Origin of the sequence: Paenibacillus agilis (assembly GCF_007786455.1) — a bacterium.
Classification (GTDB): Bacteria; Bacillota; Bacilli; order Paenibacillales; family Paenibacillaceae; genus Paenibacillus_B; species Paenibacillus_B agilis.
On record NZ_VNJK01000001.1, the window covers coordinates 1,958,506 to 1,976,532 of the forward strand.

An 18,027-nucleotide genomic window follows, 5' to 3' on the forward strand; every position below is an offset into this window, starting at 1 on the left:
TCATTCCATTGTCCAAGCGAGGTGTAGATCATGTCTATTGCAAGTGAGATGAATTCAAAAAAAATATCAGACGATCTCTATAGATCGCTGACTATAAAAGAAAGATTAGCGTTTATACAGAACATAGAACAACTTGGTATAGCTCACGATGACCTGCAACAACATATACAACAATGGAAAGAAGCTTCTCTGCTAGACGACCGCATGTGGCAAGAGCGTCTGCAAGTGGAGGGCTTGGAGGCAACTGACTTTGCCAAAGTAATCGAGTTGGCTAAAGATGACGAGTGGATACACACCTATCATTTGAAAGATAAACATAAGCCAGATTGGATGGATTGGTTGGATGAGGCCTTAATGCTGAATCGGGTTGAGCCTTGGCTAGAAGAGGACAAACCACTCCTTAGTCTTGCCTTCCGACCATTTACATTATGGACAAAAAAGAAGTACGCGGAATTTATTCAGAAACATCCACTATTATTGGAGAGAGTAGATACAGAGCAATTATTACCGTCGCTCCTCCATCACCTTGTGGCGGGATTAAACCAAATGGGCGCAAGAACTATTGTACTTGAAATGTATATCAGTAAACAAATGAACGAATTAGAAGGGGAGACTCCTGAGGCACGCTATAAACATTTTGTAAAAAGCAAACTGCTTAATCCAGATTCATTAGAATTTATCTACAAGGAATATCCTGTTTTAACTCGTCTACTTATGCTCCGAACCTCCTATTTTATTCAGTCCATTTTCGAAGCATTAGAACGATTTTGTGATGACTGGGAAAACATGCAAAGCATGTTCCATCTAGAAGGCGAAAAGTTGGCTACAATTTCCACAGGATTGGGAGATTCTCATCAAAAAGGGCGCACCGTCATGCGTTTTATCTTTACTTCCAATAAGGTTGTCTTCTATAAACCAAAAGACCTTTCTATCGCTCGTCATTTTTTTGAATTTTTGGATTGGATGAATGAAAAGGGATTTACACCATCTCTTTCTAGTCACCAGATTCTGTACAGGAAACAATACGCATGGGAAGAATACGTTGAACATAGACATTGCCAAACGGAACAAGAAGCGGAGCATTACTATAAGCGGCTAGGTGGTCTGCTCGCTGTTTTGTACGCGCTCCATGGAGCTGATTTTCACTATGAAAATATGATTGCAGATGGAGAACACCCTAGATTGATAGATTTGGAAACGATTTTTCACCATAGTCCGGAATTGATGATAGAAGACACGGCTGATACTAGAGCAAAGTATATGATTGTTAACTCCGTGATGGGGACATCACTGCTCCCTCGTTTATATTTCCAAAGTGCGGACGGCCGTGGCATTGATCTTAGTGGGATCAACACTAATGCAACCAATGAGCAGGAACTGCCGAGCCTTGTTCTGCGAATTGAAAACGACGGTACGGATGAGATGCGTTTTGTCCGCAAAAAGGCCATGTTAAAGGTAAGTTCTCAGAACACTCCTCACTTAAACGGAAAACCGATATTGGCTCACGATTATGTAGATGCCATCATCCAAGGCTTTAGGGAAGCAATTCAGATTATCTTTGAAAACAAAGAAGAGCTTACAGCTGGAAATAGCCCATTGACCAGATTTAAGAATGATCCGATTCGAGTTGTGATTCGCGCGACTAACTATTACGGAAATTTTGTCATTGAGACGAATCATCCTGACTATATGAGAGATATGCTTGAGCGAGAAAAGCTGTTGGACCGCTTATGGTTTACATTTCTGGATTCACGCCAAATACGTTACGAAAAGCAAGATTTGTGGGGAGGAGATATCCCGTTTTTTACAACCACACCAGGGAGCACGGATCTTATCGCCAGTTCGGGTGAAAGGATACCCCAGTATTTTTCTCAATCTAGTTACGAGAAAGTCATGATTCGAATCAAAAGCCTGACTGCGGAAGTGATCGAACAACAAATCTCATGGATCGAGGGATCGATAGCGAGTAATGCAGAGATACATAGTCCGCTATACCTAGTTAATGAGGATGTGGCTGACGTAAAAGATGTATCTCCCAAAGAGCGAACGGAACTATTTCTCAGAGCGTCGAAAAACATTGGGTATCGTTTGATGGAACAGGCCATCCAAGGTAGTAAAAATGATGCGACATGGATTGGACTAGAAACCAATTATCACGGTCAGTGGCAAGTATCTGCCCTGAATCATGGTTTGTACAACGGGCTTAGCGGCATCGCCTTGTTTTTTGCTTATTTAGATCGCGTGACGAAGGATACGGAATTTGTGGGTATTGTAAATGAAACGCTGGAATCTATTCTTAATGCACCTCCTCAGGTCCACGCATTATCTAGTGCGTATTTCGGGCAATCATCTATTTTGCACACATTAACACATCTTGCAGCCATATACGGAGAAAATGACAGATGGATGTCATATATGAAGCAGTCACTAGAACATATGGGGAAACAAGTGGAGAAGGAACAGCATTACAACTTGTTCGGAGGGAGTGCTGGGGTTATTCAGGTGTTACTTAACCTCTATGAACATTTTCAATGGGAAGAAGCCCTTCAACTTGCCTCCAAGTTTGGCGAACATTTAGTAAACAACAAAACCCTTACAGCTGCTGGAGCAAGTTGGATGGGACTAAATAATTTTAAACAATCGCCTTTAGTCGGGCTATCTCATGGTGTAAGTGGTATTACCTGGTCTTTATTCCGACTATATCATGTCACCTCCAGCCAAGCATACCTGGACACTGGACTTGATGCACTCCGCTACGATCGTTCTTTTTTCGAGGATGTAATGGAAAATGGAACAGACCTAAGAAGTAAGTCCACTGAAGAAGAGCAATGCTCTACTTCTTGGAGTCATGGAGCGTTTGGGCTCGGATTAAGTCGCATTCTTTATCGATCCTATGTAGATGATCCCGCGTTCCAACAAGAAATTGAAACGGCTGTAATGACTACAGCCCGTACAGGAATGGGATACAGTCATTCTCTTTGTCACGGTGATCTAGGAAATGCAGAGTTCTTCTATTTAGCGGGTAAGTCCTTACAGCGTCCGGAATGGGTGCAAAGGGCGAATCAGATAGGGATGAACGTTCTCCAAGAGAAAAAGCAGCTTGGAAAATATCGTTCAAGCGCCGCACGCCATATTGAGGTACCAGGGTTATTTACAGGACTTTCAGGGATAGGGTATCAATACTTGAGATTGGCTTCACCCGATATGGTCCCGTCCGTGTTAACGTTAGAAAAACCGTTAGCATCTGTGTGATGTAAGGAACTGTAAGAGAGGGCTCGGATTTTCGGGCGCTCAAAGGCAACGGCTGCTTTATGCCCGTGCATTGGTGAAGCTACTGAAATTGATTGTATTTATAAAAAATGCAATCTTGCGAAGTGTGAAATAAATGAGTCACTTGGTAAAATAACTATGTAATTAAAAATCCAAAAAATGAGGTGTTGTACATGAGCCGTAATCAAATCCTTGCTTCTCTTCATGAAAACGACCCAGCAGGTTCCAAATTGATTGAATTGTCCAAAGATGAATTGGAGCGTGTCTATGGTGGAGCAGATATGAATATTATGTCGACCCCGATTTGCACTACTATTATAATAGTTACAATCACCATAGCCGAGTAGCTCAATGTAGGGTAGCCTAATTCAAACATACGAATATCAATAATAAGTCAAACCATAGTGCTATGTCTGATAGCACTATGGTTTTTTCATTTACCGCTAATTAATTTGGGCGGTCCTAGAGTAAGGGAGTTGGTACTACTTCATCCTAGTACTTATCTTGATTCATTGCGTCATTGTATCAACTTAAAGAGGCTTCATACTGAAGTTCCTAATTCTAGTTAAGAAGGGATATTTTATGGGTTTTTAAACGTGTATAACGCCTCGAGAAACTATTAATTTGCGTCTTTAAATCAAAACTGCGTATAATAATGATTATATGCAGTTATTTTCATGCGCTTTTACGTTGATATAGTAGGGAAAACAGCTCGACTCGTATAGTAAATGAAGAGAGTTATAGCAGAAAGGAGAAGGGTATGGACAGTTGGTCAAAAGCAGAGTTGACAGAACATTACGCTGAAGAAATCGAAGCTTTTCGTTTGTGGATGTCGAACGCAGGTTACACCATTTATACGGAACGCAATTATATGGGTGACTTGTATAGTTTCTTGCGCAGCCTTCAAGGCAAGCGTGTGCAGGATGCAAAGAAGCTGCAAATCGTGTCATATTTATCGCAAGTAAAAGCAGCAGGGGTCAGTGATGCAACACGCAATCGCAAGCATTGCGCACTTGTCAGCTTCTATCGGGCATTAAATGAGTTTGACATGGCAGAGACGAATCCTGCGCTGCAGGTGAAGAAGTCGAAAACAGAGATGAATCGAGCACCCGTTTATTTGGAACCGCAAGAGCTGCGAACTGTTGTGCAGCTAACGGATGGGAAGTACCGAGAGAGAAATATGGCTGTATTAATGTTGATGGCTTATGGGGGATTGCGCGTTAGTGAAGTTCATCGCTTGAACTTATCTGATTATCGAGCCGACAGAGGCTATATCGAAGTGTTTGGTAAAGGGAGAAAGTGGCGAACGGTACCTCTGCCAGAGCCAGTTATTCAGCAACTAAACAAAGCTTTGCAAGAACGTAAGCAACCACGACGCGCCGGCGAAGATGCCATATTTGTATCTCAACAGGGAAGGCGGCTATCGATCCGTAACATTCAGCTTATCGCGGAGCAGACCTTTGCGCGTTTCCAACAAGACACGGGGCAAGCAACTATGATGCGCAAACGATCATATTCCTGCCATAAGCTGCGGCATTCTTTTGCTACGATGCTCGTACGCAGCGGGACAGATATTCGAACGGTTCAGGAAATGCTCGGTCATTCATCGATTCAGACGACGACGGTATATACGCATGTTAGTGATAAGCAAAAAGAGGAAGCGGCACAGAAGTTGTCGATGTGGATGTAGGTGTAGATGTAGTGACAGTACATAAAAAAGTCCCCTTATTGAAGTGACTGCGTTAATGCGAGTGTTGATTGTTCAGCACTACATTGCCGTCATCCTTCAGGTAAGGGGACACATTTTCATGTATTGGTATTGGTCTTCCTATTTATTAGCGTGCATTAATTCGGACTAGACAACCGTTAAAATAATTGGCTCGTCCTTGGTGATGATGATCGTATGTTCGAATTGAGCAACAAAGCTCTGATCAGGCACTTTGAGTGTCCAGCCATCAGATTGCTGCAGTACAAAGTCCGCTTCCGTTGATAGGAATGGTTCAATTGTGAGTACCAAACCTTCTTTTAACGTGCGCTTATCTCCCTTTTCATAGTAAGGCAGTATTTGCTGCGGATACTCATGAAGTGCTTTGCCAATGCCGTGGCTGCACAAATTATTAATAACGGCATAGCCGCGATCCTTCGCCTCTTGCTGAATGGTTTTGCCGATTTCGTTCAATCGCACGCCATGCTTAAGCTTGGAGATAACTTTCATCATCGTTTCGTAGGTGTCATCGCATAGCTGCGTTAGCTTGGGATCGTGCGGTTCGACTTGAAAAGATTGACCTGCGTCTGCGAAATAGCCATCCAATTGTGCGGAAACGTCAATGTTGACGAGGTCTCCCGGTTGGATAACGTAGTCACCTGGTATGCCATGCGCAACCTCTTGGTTGACGCTAATACATGTATAGCCTGGGAAGTCATAGGTTACTTTCGGTGCTGACAATGCCCCATGTTCTTTAAGAACACGAGCACCTATTTCATCGAGCTCACGTGTTGTCACGCCAACACGAGTATGCTTTCTCATTTCTTGAATCGTCAGAGCGACGATGTGACCAATCTTTTTTAAACTCGCAATTTCTTGTTCTGTCTTAACGATCATAATAATTCTCCTCTTTCATCTATATAGTCTTTCGGTAATAGCGTAATTATCGTGAAATAAGTTACGTGGTAATCTCCTTATCGTAGTATAATAACAATGTTGTAAATTGCACAAGTTCAATACGTATCATGAAAGGTGATGGAGTATGTACGGCCTGCTCGGATTTATCATCTTAGCTGCATTTCATCTTGTAGGTGTATGGCTTCAGCATGTTGGAAACATTCCTTTGCCCGGCAATGTAATAGGCTTACTATTATTCCTATTTGCTTTATACATGCGCTGGGTCCGTTTAGAATGGGTAGAGCAAGCGGCCCAATTCCTATTGAAGCATATGCTGCTGTTTTTCATTCCGTATGTAGTAGGCATCATTGCATTTGCCCCATTGTTAGGCGAACACTGGTTTAGCATATTAGCCGGCATCGGTGGCAGTACGACAGCAGTCTTACTTGCTACTGCTTGGTCTGCTCGTCGTTGGAAGTCACAACCGTCAATCGATGCTGAACAGGTTCCCACATCCTCTCCCATCGAGAAGAGGGGAGAAAGAATGCTATGATGTTTAGTGAACTCCTTCTTATTATAACAGGTATTACTGCTACTATCGGCGCTTATTTATTGGCACGCTACGTACATGGGCGTTTTCCATGGATGCATCCCATTTTAATTAGTGCAGGATTGTTGATTGTCATTATTGTCACAGCCGACATACCGTTGGAGGCATACTCGGCTGGCGGGGAGTGGCTATCCATGCTGCTTGGACCAGCGACTGTAGCGCTAGGTGTTCCAATATACAAGCATCGGGAACAAATTGCGAAACAATTCAAACCGATTATGATCTCGATCATATGTGGCTCTGTTATTGGCATAGTTAGCGTAATGGTTATCCTCTGGTTGCTCACGGATGTACAAGCGATCATACTTAGTATGCTGCCAAAGTCCGTCAGCTCACCGATATCCATCGAGATTTCTAAAGTGCTAAACGGTGTGCCGGAACTTGCTGCTGTGTTTAGTGTATGCACGGGGCTATTCGGCAGTGTATTCGGCATTACGATTCTCCAAAAGTTTGGGTTCCGCGATGACATGTCAATAGGACTTGCAATGGGAACCGCAGCTCACGGCATCGGGACGGCAAGATGTCTTGCCAACTCGGAAGAACAGGGTTCTTTTAGTGGTCTTGCTATGGGTCTAGCTGGTGTCATTACGTCTATTTTATTCGTTCCCATCTATATATGGTTAATACCTTAACAACGAATGTGCTTTCCTTTAAGAAGGGGAAGCACATTTCTTGATTTAATATTGTGATTTAATTCACATAACAAATTTAACATTCATGGTATAGTGAAATCAATCCAGAAGAGGAGTGATAATGATGAGAACATTCACAACATTTGACCATAAAGAGCAAAACGTAACGCGTAACTTCCTTCAATTATGCTACATGTGTGATGACAAGCATCTATGCGCTACCGAAGAAGCTTGCCGCGATTGCTGGACTGAACAAGGAGTACTCAATGGAGAAGGGCAGCAAGAGACACAGAATTTAATGAATGCTTATTACGCTTAATGAGAGAGATAAAAAGTATGAACTTTCATGTGAAAATAATCACTTGAACTAGTTGAGATCAAAAGGCTAAACATTAGCTGGGGTATATAGTTACGGGCTGAAGATTACATCTTTTAGAGGATGCTAATCGTCAGCTCTTTTTGCTGGGACTAGTTAATCTTGCATCAGAAATTAAGTTTACATAATAATTGTTATGTTTCTAAAAATGAGCTGCGCTTTTTTACAAGTTAGGACGATACCTATTTAAGTGTTGGTCCTACAGAGTAGTTCATTAAACAGCTGGAAAAAAGTTGATACTTGTCAATTCCTTATGCTGTAAATAGAATGGATCATTGTGTTCATATTATTTTGCATAAGGGGTAAAGAAATGTATTCTAGGAAGAGATTAAGAAGTTTTCAAAGATTTGTAGTTTCTATTTTGGTGGTTGCACTTATTGTAACAGCTGTTCCTGTTGGTTATGCACTACCTAGTACTGGATCAGAACTAGCTGCACCAGATTCTTTGAAAAAGAACCAAGAGCAACAAAGCAAAGAAAAGGATTTGCCTAAAGAAGAAGTAGAAGATCTAAGAACGGAAGATTCACGCACCTTTTCTAATGGTGATGGTACATTAACGACGGAGATTTCCCAAGTACCTATTCACTACAAGGACCAATCCTCGGATAAATGGCTCCCCATTGATAATAAACTCCACACAAATGGGCAAATCGTATATAACAATGCGAATGATTATAAAGTCAAATTTAATAAACAAAATAAAAAGAATTCGAGTCTATTTGAATTAACAGAGGATCACTATGGGATTACTCTACATCCAGTAGGCAGAAAGCATGAGAACAAGAATTCCCGAAAAAAGAGAGATACGAGTACTAATCAAGCTGTGCTAGATGCTCCTAAAGAAGTAACAAGCTCACATGAGAATAACAACATTGAATATCCTGATGTATATCCGGATGTAAATATTAAGTATACATTGGCTTCAAATCGTATCAAGGAAGATATAATTCTTGAAAAGAAGCCTGATCCAGCTACACCAACTGTCTATTCTTTCAGCATTGATTTGAAAAATCTTGATTACCGTGCTGAACCGAATGGAACAATTTCATTACTTGATAAGCAGACGCAAGAGATTGTTTACTTCATTGACAAGCCATTCATGTATGATTCGTACAGACCTGAAGGATACAAATCCAATCCACAGGTTGATACGTATCCTGAAGAGGCTTTGTCGTTTGACGTAGAAATGCGAATGCAAGAAGAGGGAGATCAGCTTACGCTGGATATTGTCCCTAATCGTGCATGGCTAGAAGATAGCAGTCGTGTCTATCCTGTAACGATCGATCCTACGATCGTGAAGTACCAGCCAAAGGCGAAATTGAATGATACTAACATTCGCAGTGCTTCACCAACAGCAACCGCAGCAACGGAGACAACACTTGGTGTTGGTTTATATAAGGACAGTACAAAGAGTAATGTCATTCGTTCATTGCTTCATTTTGATACAAGTAACATCAAAAAAGGTTCTCAAGTACTAACAGCGGAAATCAATATGCGTCTTGCCTCTGTATCTAATGATACAGATATTAGCGGAACGATGCACGTTATAGAGAAAACATGGTCTGAAACAGGAGCGTCGTGGAACAATGCGAATGTCAACGATCCTTGGAAAGTAAAAGGTGGGGACTTTGCAGCGGCTCAAACTTCTACGGTATCTGGTATCGGTGCTTTAACAACACTGGATATTATTTATCAGTGGTCGATTGCTCCATATATTGTAGACAGATGGATTAACGATCCTACGCGAAATCGTGGACTCTTATTTAAGAGTCATTCAGAAACGACGAACACGTATAAGAAATTTATATCTGGTGATGATACGGCATTTGCAGATTATTCTCCAGTTCTAGCAATTACGTACTATCCAGCAAGTCGTTTAGGTATGGAACCGTATTGGACTTATGGCAGTCTTCCAGTTGGAGATGGTGTCAGTTCTGCAAATCTTGGAACAGGAAACCATGTGTTGTCGTTCACAGACCATGTCCTTGATGGACGCGGAAATTTTGGATTTTCATTAACCAGAACCTACAATTCCAAAGCAGTAGAACATGCTCCATTTGGCTATGGATGGTCTTTCACTGGATCTGAAACGATTATGGAAGCTCCCCGTGCAGGTGAAATTTTATATACAGACAGTGATGGAACATCTCATACGTTTAAATACAATAAAGATACGAATCGATTTGAAACACCACCTGGTCTCTATACCAGATTGAATAAAGTTTTTGATGCAAAAGGGTTTACAACTGGTTATGAGATCTTTGACAAATTTGGAAATAAAACTTATTTTGAACGTCTTAAGTCTGATGAAGAGGTAAGTATTATCCGTGCGCGGATTAGCTCGGAGAAGGACCGCCATGGTAATACTGTATCGTATGGATATGATGAAGCAGGCAAACTTACTACAATTACTGACCCATCTGGACGTAAGCTTGTACTGGATTACAATGAACGTGGAAAAGTAAGAAGCTCCGTTTTGGAAGATAAAAAGTTCGAATATGAATATGATACATCTTCGAAGTTGCTTTATGTGGACGAGTTTTTGGATGCTACTAAGAAAATCCGCACGCAGTTTGAATATGACAAAAATAATCGTATTCATGCTGTTATTGATAACAACGGACGTCGTACTGACTTCACTTATACAGATGACGGTTCTCTATTATCCGTGCAAGAGCCATCGTCGGATGAGAGTAATATAGACGCACCGGATCGTCCGGGAACGAGCTACAATTATCAAATTGAAAAAGCTCTGGCTAGCATAACGGATCCGCTTGGCAATAGGACAGCTTATCACATGAACAGTAATTATGTGGTTACGAAAGTTGTGGATGCTGCAGGCAATGTATTTACGACTATCCTAGATGAAAACTACAATCCTACAGAATCCGTTGACGCTGAAAACGGTCTTGTGAAACGAACGTACGACGATAAAGGTAATATTTTAACATCTACAGATGAAGAAGGATTCGTTACAACTTACACGTATGATGCATTCAGTAATGTAAAATCAGAAATTGATGCCAAAGGAAATAAGACGACCTACGATTACAATGATGTAGGCGACTTGATGTTCGTTATCGATGCTAACAATGAACGTACGACGTATACGTATGATCAGTACGGCAATCGATTAACAGCAACTTTACCGAACGGTACAATAGAGTCCTTTAGTTATGATTCGAATGGAAACTATGTGAAAACCGTAAAAGACCCTTCAGGTAACATAATCACTACGCATACAGATAAACACGGTAATGTAACGGATCTAATAGATGGCGAGCAGAACAAGACATCATACACGTATAATAAGCGTAATCAGATTGAGACGGTCACTGATGCGTTGCAGCATGTAACCGAGTACAATTACAATGATGCGGGCTATCTGACAAAATTCATAAATGCCAAGCAGTATACGACTAGCTACGAATATAATGGTCAAGGACTAATTACAAACAGTACAAATCCGCTTGGCAATACGACGAAGCTGGAATACGATGCGAACGGAAATGTTAAAAAGACAGTAACACCTAATGGCAACACGTTATCGTCAACTTATAATGAGCGAAATCTTGTTGCAGATACTTTTGTTAATGGCAAAAAGGACTGGAGCTATCAATACGACGCAAATGGAAATGTAAAGACGGTGTCTCGTGGTGGCATTCTTTTGAAAGAGTATATTTATTTTAAAAATGACATGCTTAAACAGATTACGGATCGTGGCAACAATTTGTTCTATGACTATGATCCGAATCAACAAGTGAAGCAACTAGCTTACCGTGTAGGAAATATACGCACGCAATTGAACTACGATTATAACGCGGCCAATCAATTAAAAGAGATTCGTAAAGATGGGGCTCAGCAAGTCGATTATCATTATAACAAACTAGATAATTTAGAACGAATGAATCGCAACAATGGTACAACGACGGGTTTGACATACGACCAAGGCAATCAATTGAATACTTATACGAACACGGGTGCAACTGGTCAAGTGATGGATAAAGCGACTTATCATTACGACAAAAATGGTAACATGAAGAGTATTGAAACACCGTTAGGTACTATACATTATGAGTATGATGGTCTGGAGCAGCTACTCAAGGAAGTTATGGCTGACGGAACGACGATTTCGTATAAATATGATAAAGTCGGCAATCGTGAAGCGAAGACGATTACGGATACAAAAGGTAATAGCCATACAATTTCTTATGCCTACAACGAAGCCAATCAATTAAAAAATGTCGACGGTGTCGCTTATACTCATGACAAGAGCGGAAACTTGACATCGGACGGTAAACGTCAGTATCGTTACAATGAACAAGATCATTTAATTCTTGTTAAAGACGAGAACGGACAAGTTCTATTCCAAGCAGATTATGATGAAACAGGCAAGCGCAATCTTGTTATCACTCCATCTGGCATGACAAACTATTTCTATGATGGCGATAACGTTATTTATGAGACGAACGAAAAGAACGAAATCACCGTTCAATATACATGGGATGATTCCGGTAATCCGGTTACGATGAGCAAAGACGGAGAGACGTATTATTATCATCTGAATGGTCATTCGGATGTAACGGCTCTGACGGACAGCAAAGGAAATATTGTGGCTTCCTATGCTTATGATGCGTGGGGTAACATTACAGCGCAAAACGGACCATTAGCAGAAGGTAATCCGTATCGCTATGCAGGTTATCGCTATGATAAGCAAACAGGTTTGTATTATTTATTGGCACGATATTATAATCCGACGAATGGCAGCTTCTTGACGCTTGATCCTCATCTGGGATCTATGGAGATGCCGCTTACAAAGAATGGATACACGTACGCTAATAATAATCCAGTGAACTTGGTTGACCCTGATGGTGAATGGGTTTCATTAGTTATTAGAATTGTAATCAAAGTTGCACCGAAAGTTATTAAACTTGCAAAGAAATCTACTCAAAAGGTTACTAAAAGTAAAGGGTTAGCTTCTCGGGGATATAAGTCTAGACCTGGTGAAAGAACATTTGAAGGTTTTGTAAATAAAAATGTACCTAAAACAAAAGAAACGAAATTATATACAAAATCATCTGGATTTAATAATGTTGGTTCTTCAGGTGGACAATTTAAAAGGTTTGGAACTGACTCTCATGCAGGACTAGCACCACATGTTCATCAGCCTATTAGAAATGTTAAAAATGGGAAAATAAGAGGTATAGTGGGAACTAAAACGAAAAATGGTGGTGTGACTGCTCCAACAAGAAAGGATGTAAAACAGTTATATGACTATGCATACAATGGTAAATATAGGTAATTAAATGGAGGTTGGAAGATATGTCGTATACCGTTTTTGATTGCACCCAGTTTGTAACTTTAGACACTCATGATGATAACAGTATTGAGAACATAAAAGAAGCATTTAAGCAGTTAGGTTTTGATTTAAAATTCAATGAGCAAATCTCTAATAATAAGCTAATCTATCTTAAAGACCATTTAAAAACTACAGTTATAGAATTAGTAGATAAAGAATTTATAGGAGAGTTTGAAGATTGGGAAGATGTTTCTTCACCACCGATTAAAATAATAAAATTCATAAAAATATTGAAAATTATATTGAAAGATAGAAACATCGGAAGTTTGAAATTAATTATTGTTAATAATGCTTCTGAAAATAAAAAAGAAGATAACATTCTTGAATTGATTTCTTCAGAAGAGGACTTAAATACAAGCTTGTTTTCAATCTCTAGTTGGAACTTTGAATTTAAAACAGACGTGTTAATTTTAAAATTGATATAAAAATATATTAATTTAAATCTACAAATTGGAGAGCGTAAAATATCATGTGTAAATGCAAATTGACCTCCCCCTGTTGAAGATTACGTTAGTCTCTGGTCGTGAACAAAGTAAAAGTCCACGATATAATAAGTTATTAAACTTGTAAAAATATCCTCTTTTTTAAAAAAGAGGATATTTTTGAATTTATATACTTCCAAGCAGACTCTGATGAAATAGGAAAGCGCAATGAAGTTGTCACTACATATGGAACGAAAAAATACTTCTACGATGATGAAAGAATGGCAAATTGGTTATATTCACCCCAAAAGTAAAGGTGAATCTAATAATTATAAAAATGCGGAAGTACTTTCACGTAAAGAAAATAGAGATAAATGGGATGGATAAAGGAGTTATACTATGAAGAGTAATTTATATACATTGGACATGAATAAGGAACAAATACGTAATGGCTGTATATTGGCGGCATTAGCACATGCTATGATGGTAGCGCATTATCCAGAACTTTCACACGAACATTCATGGGATGGTGTCAATTATAATGTGCAAGACAGTTCTGGTACAAGAGGAACAATTACATTTGATGAAAAGTGGATCATAGCAGCATTTCAAAAAGAGGAAAGTGATAGATTAAATCATAACGATTGGTATAGCAATGGTTCGAAAAGTGCTCCAGATGAGGTAGTTCAAATTGCAGCAAATGAAACATTTCAATATCTTCTAGATGAGATTAGTGGCTCACTGGTACCATCAATCAGTGCTGTATTTTGGGGCGATGATAAAAATATCTATTCTCCGGATAATCAAGATGATCTACTATTACATGGTGGAGATATCATTTTAAATCAGTTATCAGAATTCGAAGAATCCCTTGAATCATGGATTAAATATTATGAAATGAACACAGAACAAATTGAATTACTAACAATGCTCTATTATAAAAAAATCAATAATCCATCTGAGTCAATCTATTTGACAGTAAAAGAAATAAAGATGCTAGGCACAACTGATGAAGAAGGATTAAGAGAGAGTAAAGAATCTTTTGATGAGTTAGGGATTTATTGGGGATAATTATAAAGCATTAGAGATCTAGATCGTAAAATAATTTTGTTTATGAGGTTGGCCAGATTAATGGTTAACCTCATTTTCATTTAGAATAAGCATTTGCAGTGGAAGAGATTAGTTTTCTGGGCATTGAGCCTAGTATTCAAAATTATGAATTAGAACTGAACATATTTAAAGCAAACAAAGATAATTGGAACAAGCAGTTGTTGCAAACGAGTCAGTACAACTATTGTTTACTTGATTATGTACTCGAACAAGAGGACGAGGGCAAGTTCAACAACGAATTCCAATCTACATATGGGAACTTGGAATATGTGAATGGGCTGAGCAGTGATGCTCGTAGGTCGTTGTCTCATGATATTGTTGCACATTATAAGCTGCCATTGTTTGATCTTGAAGCACGGTTAAAAGTGTTTAAACATGTGGAATTAGACGCTGTGAAAGAGAATGTTGGCAATATGAAGTCAGCAATTGATCAGTTGAGCACATTGGGTGACGAAGAGCGTACACGAATTGCGGCCGCGCATCTTGATCTCGCTATGTTTACAGCAGGCTTGATCGAGTAACAGGAAACGATAGACGCTAACTATTTATTCTAGTGCTTAATTAGACACATGCAATGCTAGAGATCTGTCTATTACAGACAGGTCTCTTTTTGTGTGTATGTAGAAAATACGCAAGTTGTTGTTCAGTTTGATGTCACAGCTCAATTACTTATACATCGCATGGTTATCCATTTTTGATGAAGCAAATACCTATTCGATATCGAATGCTGAAAATTAACATTTCCTGAAGCAGGTTGAGCATAAGATATGATGAGCGATAAAGGTAACTACAGATATAAGTTAACATAATATTTTATATGTAACTTTAAATACATTTGATTAACCTTGCATGAATTATCATGCTGCCTCAGGTTGATCTTCAATAAGAAAGGGGAAGTCCTTATGAATGTCCATCGCACGGCTAAGCTGGAAGTATGGTATGACAGTTGGTGTCCTTTGTGCCAACAAATTCATAAGCGACTGTTGAAGCTGGATTGGTTCAAATCCCTACAGTTTGTATCGATACGCGCGCCGGAGCTCGTAGCCACGTTGGAGAAGTATGGTGTGAGCATGGAGCAGGTAGAAAAAGAACTGCATGTTAGGTGGATTGCATCAAATAGCATTCAATCGGGGATTCACGCGGTTATATCCATTACTAAGGTGGTACCTCCGTTATGGCCGTTGTATCCGGTGCTTGCGCTGCTGGCTAGAATGGGAGTGGGGGAGAAGCTTTATAACTGGATCGCTGGAGGCAGAATGATCATACCAGTGGGGCATTGCACAGATGGACTTTGTCCATTAAACAAGAAATAGCCTTGATCGTGCGAGGGAATGTATTGTTCTTTGTTATGGTCCTGTTTGAATCTTTAGCTCGAACGACTTGTATAAATATATGCAGGATTTTGTAGAAATATGTCATGATTACCTTCCCAATAATGGAAGATGTATGTTACATTTGACTACACGAGCGATTTTAGAACAGGAAGGGGCAAATGATGGAGGCTATTGAACGATACTTGGAACGGTTATCTCAGCGGCTGGGTTCATCAGAAGAGTCTTCTTCGCTCATACTGAGAACAAAAAAACAGCTGTACACGCTATCCCGTGACTACACCATACGAGGCTACAGTGTCGAAGAAAGTGCTGCAAAAGCCATTGAAATGATACAATGTGACCCTATTCTTCGAGAACGAACGAGCAGCAAACAACGCGCTCCGTTATGGGCTCTGATTGTGACGTTTATTGGATTTAACATCGTACTTTTTCTTGTGTTTCACGGTCACTTTGGATTGACTTCTTACTTACTACCACTTATTAGTGCTGTGCCAATTCCATGGCTTGTGTTGCTCTTGATGCTAACTGGCTGGTCATGCTTATTAACAGTTGTCGCACATAGTTGGCGTAAGCATCATGCCTATGTAGCGCTCTTTAGCAGTGCGATTATCGCATATATCAGTTTTATTTTTTCTTTATATATCATTGTTGTTATTAATATCATAATGAGCGTTTATTTGTTACGAAAATATCGTACATGGCAGCCTGCAGCTATCGCTATTCTCATGCAAGCAACACATGATCTGACAGTTCGCTTATTTTTATGGGTGAATCTAGAAACGAATCAATTCATTCCTGTGCCTGACCTCTCCCTACAATATATCCTCCAATATTCTTTCCTTGTATGGATCGTCCCAATTGTGCTTCTACTCATGCTTTATGCTGTATATAAAAGAATCTTTCCGGCTTATGGAGAGTGATTATACTTTTCTTCTCCGTAGCAAATAATGAGTGTGATGCTCGTAACAGAGTAGAACGTGTACTTAGCAATAGAAAAAGATATGAACTGGCAGGGTTCTTACCATATTATTCAAGTAAACGGACTAAAATAGACCGGTTCATGGAACCGGTCTATTCGTGTGACTCCAATTATGAATTAATGACAAGTGGATGATCCGCGTCAAGCAGGGTAGCAGCGCGAGCATTGCTGCGAACTTGTGCTTCATCTTTACACCCTGGGATAACGGAAGCGACAGCAGGGTGACGAAGGCACCAAGCCAACGCCCATTGTGCCATAGGAACATCCGCAGGAACTTCATTTTGCTGAATGAATTCAACTTGTTTTAAGGTTTCGTCTAATTCAATTCCTTCATTGCGTTTTCTTACATCGTTGTCGGCAAATGTTACACCTGGTTTGTACTTTCCGCTTAAGAAACCGCTCGCCAGTGGTACACGAGCAAGCACACCAAGATCATCTGCTTCACATGCAGGGTATACTTCCTGCTCTGGCTGACGCTCCAATCGATTGTACACGATTTGAATTGTGCTGGCACCCACGGAAAGGGCACGTGTCGTTTGATGCATACTGTTGCTCTTGTTTAAAGAAATGCCGAGGTGTCTAATCTTTCCTGCCTCGACTTGCTTATTCAGCAGCGTCCATAGATCATCCTGATCGAAAGCTTCATCGCTTCCAGAATGGAATTGATACAAATCGATATAATCTGTTTTCAATGCAAGCAATGATTTGTCCAATTGTGTGAGTACATGTTCAGCATCGAACCGATCTGTGCGATTCAAATGGGAGTGGAATTGATGACCGAATTTCGTTGCAACGACCCAATCTTCACGCTTATCACGAGCTAGAAAATTTCCGATTAGGGACTCGGATAAATGATCTCCATAACATTCAGCCGTATCAATAAAGTTAATGCCTTCTTCTTTTGCTGTATGTAATACTCGATCGGCCTCTTCTTGGGTATATTGATGACCCCATTCACCACCAAATTGCCACGTGCCGATTCCAATAGCAGATACTTTAAGTTCTGTTCTACCTAGTCTACGATATTGCATTGCTACACATCCTTTCTATTTCTAAACCGTAACTCTTGATGCCAGCCTTGCCTATATTCATGTTACCACATGTTTGGCAGGAGTTATACTTTCCTTAACCTTTGATGGGGATCCGAATCAACAGAGAAATACCAGCAAATCGTTCATCTTACCTATGAACCACAAAAAAATTAGAATAAATTGACAAAATACTTCTGGTGGATCAAAATGAGGGAGAAGTGATTTTTAATTGGCAAGTAGGCGCATAGCATAGGGGAAAGGGGATGATTCCTTGCTTTACAATGATTATCTTGAAAGTGCCC

At 40.0% G+C, this 18,027-nt stretch carries 15 protein-coding genes; 13 read left to right on the forward strand and 2 right to left on the reverse strand.

All coding sequences use genetic code 11. The features are described from left to right. The first annotated feature begins 30 nt into the window (after positions 1 to 30). The 3 genes from FPZ44_RS08875 to FPZ44_RS08885 all read left to right on the forward strand — a co-directional run bounded on the left by FPZ44_RS08875 (position 31) and on the right by FPZ44_RS08885 (position 4,960). Positions 31 to 3,252 carry a type 2 lanthipeptide synthetase LanM family protein gene (locus FPZ44_RS08875; protein WP_261378259.1) on the forward strand — a complete coding sequence of 1,074 codons (3,222 nt, stop codon included), beginning with the start codon at positions 31 to 33 and terminating at the stop codon, positions 3,250 to 3,252. A 191-nt stretch (positions 3,253 to 3,443) separates the two neighbouring features. Beyond that, the gene (locus tag FPZ44_RS08880) at positions 3,444 to 3,617 is read left to right on the forward strand and encodes a mersacidin family lantibiotic (RefSeq protein ID WP_144989376.1); all 174 of its coding nucleotides are present in this window, start codon (positions 3,444 to 3,446) and stop codon (positions 3,615 to 3,617) included. Between the two features lie 413 nt (positions 3,618 to 4,030). Next, positions 4,031 to 4,960 carry a tyrosine-type recombinase/integrase gene (locus FPZ44_RS08885; RefSeq protein WP_144989378.1) on the forward strand — a complete coding sequence of 310 codons (930 nt, stop codon included), beginning with the start codon at positions 4,031 to 4,033 and terminating at the stop codon, positions 4,958 to 4,960. A gap of 165 nt (positions 4,961 to 5,125) precedes the next feature. Here the strand turns inward: FPZ44_RS08885 and map are convergent, their stop codons facing one another. Then, positions 5,126 to 5,872: a type I methionyl aminopeptidase gene (map, locus tag FPZ44_RS08890; RefSeq protein ID WP_144989380.1), complete on the reverse strand. Its 747-nt coding sequence runs from the start codon at positions 5,870 to 5,872 to the stop codon at positions 5,126 to 5,128. A 145-nt stretch (positions 5,873 to 6,017) separates the two neighbouring features. Here map and FPZ44_RS08895 point away from each other — a divergent pair, with 145 nt between their 5' ends. The 10 genes from FPZ44_RS08895 to FPZ44_RS08935 all read left to right on the forward strand — a co-directional run bounded on the left by FPZ44_RS08895 (position 6,018) and on the right by FPZ44_RS08935 (position 16,635). Further along, the gene (locus tag FPZ44_RS08895; protein ID WP_261378260.1) at positions 6,018 to 6,425 is read left to right on the forward strand and encodes a CidA/LrgA family protein; all 408 of its coding nucleotides are present in this window, start codon (positions 6,018 to 6,020) and stop codon (positions 6,423 to 6,425) included. Next, on the forward strand, positions 6,422 to 7,114 hold the full coding sequence (locus FPZ44_RS08900) for an LrgB family protein (protein WP_144989382.1): 693 nt from the start codon (positions 6,422 to 6,424) through the stop codon (positions 7,112 to 7,114). The genes FPZ44_RS08895 and FPZ44_RS08900 overlap by 4 nt, the downstream gene beginning before the upstream one ends. A 121-nt stretch (positions 7,115 to 7,235) precedes the next feature. Beyond that, the gene (locus FPZ44_RS08905) at positions 7,236 to 7,433 is read left to right on the forward strand and encodes a hypothetical protein (protein WP_186785970.1); all 198 of its coding nucleotides are present in this window, start codon (positions 7,236 to 7,238) and stop codon (positions 7,431 to 7,433) included. Positions 7,434 to 7,800: 367 nt separating this feature from the next. After that, complete coding sequence (locus tag FPZ44_RS08910) at positions 7,801 to 12,792, forward strand: RHS repeat-associated core domain-containing protein (RefSeq protein WP_144989384.1); 4,992 nt, start codon at positions 7,801 to 7,803, stop codon at positions 12,790 to 12,792. A 20-nt stretch (positions 12,793 to 12,812) separates the two neighbouring features. Then, complete coding sequence (locus tag FPZ44_RS08915; protein ID WP_144989386.1) at positions 12,813 to 13,274, forward strand: hypothetical protein; 462 nt, start codon at positions 12,813 to 12,815, stop codon at positions 13,272 to 13,274. A gap of 225 nt (positions 13,275 to 13,499) precedes the next feature. Further along, positions 13,500 to 13,658, forward strand: a complete 159-nt coding sequence (locus tag FPZ44_RS26430; protein ID WP_186785971.1) for a hypothetical protein — start codon at positions 13,500 to 13,502, stop codon at positions 13,656 to 13,658. A 12-nt stretch (positions 13,659 to 13,670) separates the two neighbouring features. After that, entirely contained in the window at positions 13,671 to 14,342 is a 672-nt protein-coding gene (locus tag FPZ44_RS08920) for a hypothetical protein (protein ID WP_144989388.1), read from the forward strand. A gap of 98 nt (positions 14,343 to 14,440) precedes the next feature. Next, positions 14,441 to 14,902: a hypothetical protein gene (locus tag FPZ44_RS08925; protein ID WP_144989390.1), complete on the forward strand. Its 462-nt coding sequence runs from the start codon at positions 14,441 to 14,443 to the stop codon at positions 14,900 to 14,902. A 381-nt stretch (positions 14,903 to 15,283) separates the two neighbouring features. Next, positions 15,284 to 15,694, forward strand: coding sequence for a thiol-disulfide oxidoreductase DCC family protein (locus FPZ44_RS08930; RefSeq protein WP_144989392.1), 411 nt, complete (start codon positions 15,284 to 15,286; stop codon positions 15,692 to 15,694). Positions 15,695 to 15,873: 179 nt separating this feature from the next. Then, positions 15,874 to 16,635 carry a hypothetical protein gene (locus FPZ44_RS08935; protein ID WP_144989394.1) on the forward strand — a complete coding sequence of 254 codons (762 nt, stop codon included), beginning with the start codon at positions 15,874 to 15,876 and terminating at the stop codon, positions 16,633 to 16,635. Between the two features lie 169 nt (positions 16,636 to 16,804). Here the strand turns inward: FPZ44_RS08935 and FPZ44_RS08940 are convergent, their stop codons facing one another. Continuing rightward, entirely contained in the window at positions 16,805 to 17,725 is a 921-nt protein-coding gene (locus tag FPZ44_RS08940) for an aldo/keto reductase (protein WP_144989396.1), read from the reverse strand. Positions 17,726 to 18,027: the final 302 nt, after the last annotated feature.

Excerpts from the sequence above, each read along its gene's own strand:
- FPZ44_RS08875 (WP_261378259.1), top strand. The coding sequence starts at position 31 with ATGTCTATTGCAAGTGAGATGAATTCAAAAAAAATATCAGACGATCTC.
- FPZ44_RS08880 (WP_144989376.1), top strand. The coding sequence starts at position 3,444 with ATGAGCCGTAATCAAATCCTTGCTTCTCTTCATGAAAACGACCCAGCA.
- FPZ44_RS08885 (WP_144989378.1), top strand. The coding sequence starts at position 4,031 with ATGGACAGTTGGTCAAAAGCAGAGTTGACAGAACATTACGCTGAAGAA.
- map (WP_144989380.1), bottom strand. The coding sequence starts at position 5,872 with ATGATCGTTAAGACAGAACAAGAAATTGCGAGTTTAAAAAAGATTGGT.
- FPZ44_RS08895 (WP_261378260.1), top strand. The coding sequence starts at position 6,018 with ATGTACGGCCTGCTCGGATTTATCATCTTAGCTGCATTTCATCTTGTA.
- FPZ44_RS08900 (WP_144989382.1), top strand. The coding sequence starts at position 6,422 with ATGATGTTTAGTGAACTCCTTCTTATTATAACAGGTATTACTGCTACT.
- FPZ44_RS08905 (WP_186785970.1), top strand. The coding sequence starts at position 7,236 with ATGATGAGAACATTCACAACATTTGACCATAAAGAGCAAAACGTAACG.
- FPZ44_RS08910 (WP_144989384.1), top strand. The coding sequence starts at position 7,801 with ATGTATTCTAGGAAGAGATTAAGAAGTTTTCAAAGATTTGTAGTTTCT.
- FPZ44_RS08915 (WP_144989386.1), top strand. The coding sequence starts at position 12,813 with ATGTCGTATACCGTTTTTGATTGCACCCAGTTTGTAACTTTAGACACT.
- FPZ44_RS26430 (WP_186785971.1), top strand. The coding sequence starts at position 13,500 with ATGAAGTTGTCACTACATATGGAACGAAAAAATACTTCTACGATGATG.
- FPZ44_RS08920 (WP_144989388.1), top strand. The coding sequence starts at position 13,671 with ATGAAGAGTAATTTATATACATTGGACATGAATAAGGAACAAATACGT.
- FPZ44_RS08930 (WP_144989392.1), top strand. The coding sequence starts at position 15,284 with ATGAATGTCCATCGCACGGCTAAGCTGGAAGTATGGTATGACAGTTGG.
- FPZ44_RS08935 (WP_144989394.1), top strand. The coding sequence starts at position 15,874 with ATGATGGAGGCTATTGAACGATACTTGGAACGGTTATCTCAGCGGCTG.
- FPZ44_RS08940 (WP_144989396.1), bottom strand. The coding sequence starts at position 17,725 with ATGCAATATCGTAGACTAGGTAGAACAGAACTTAAAGTATCTGCTATT.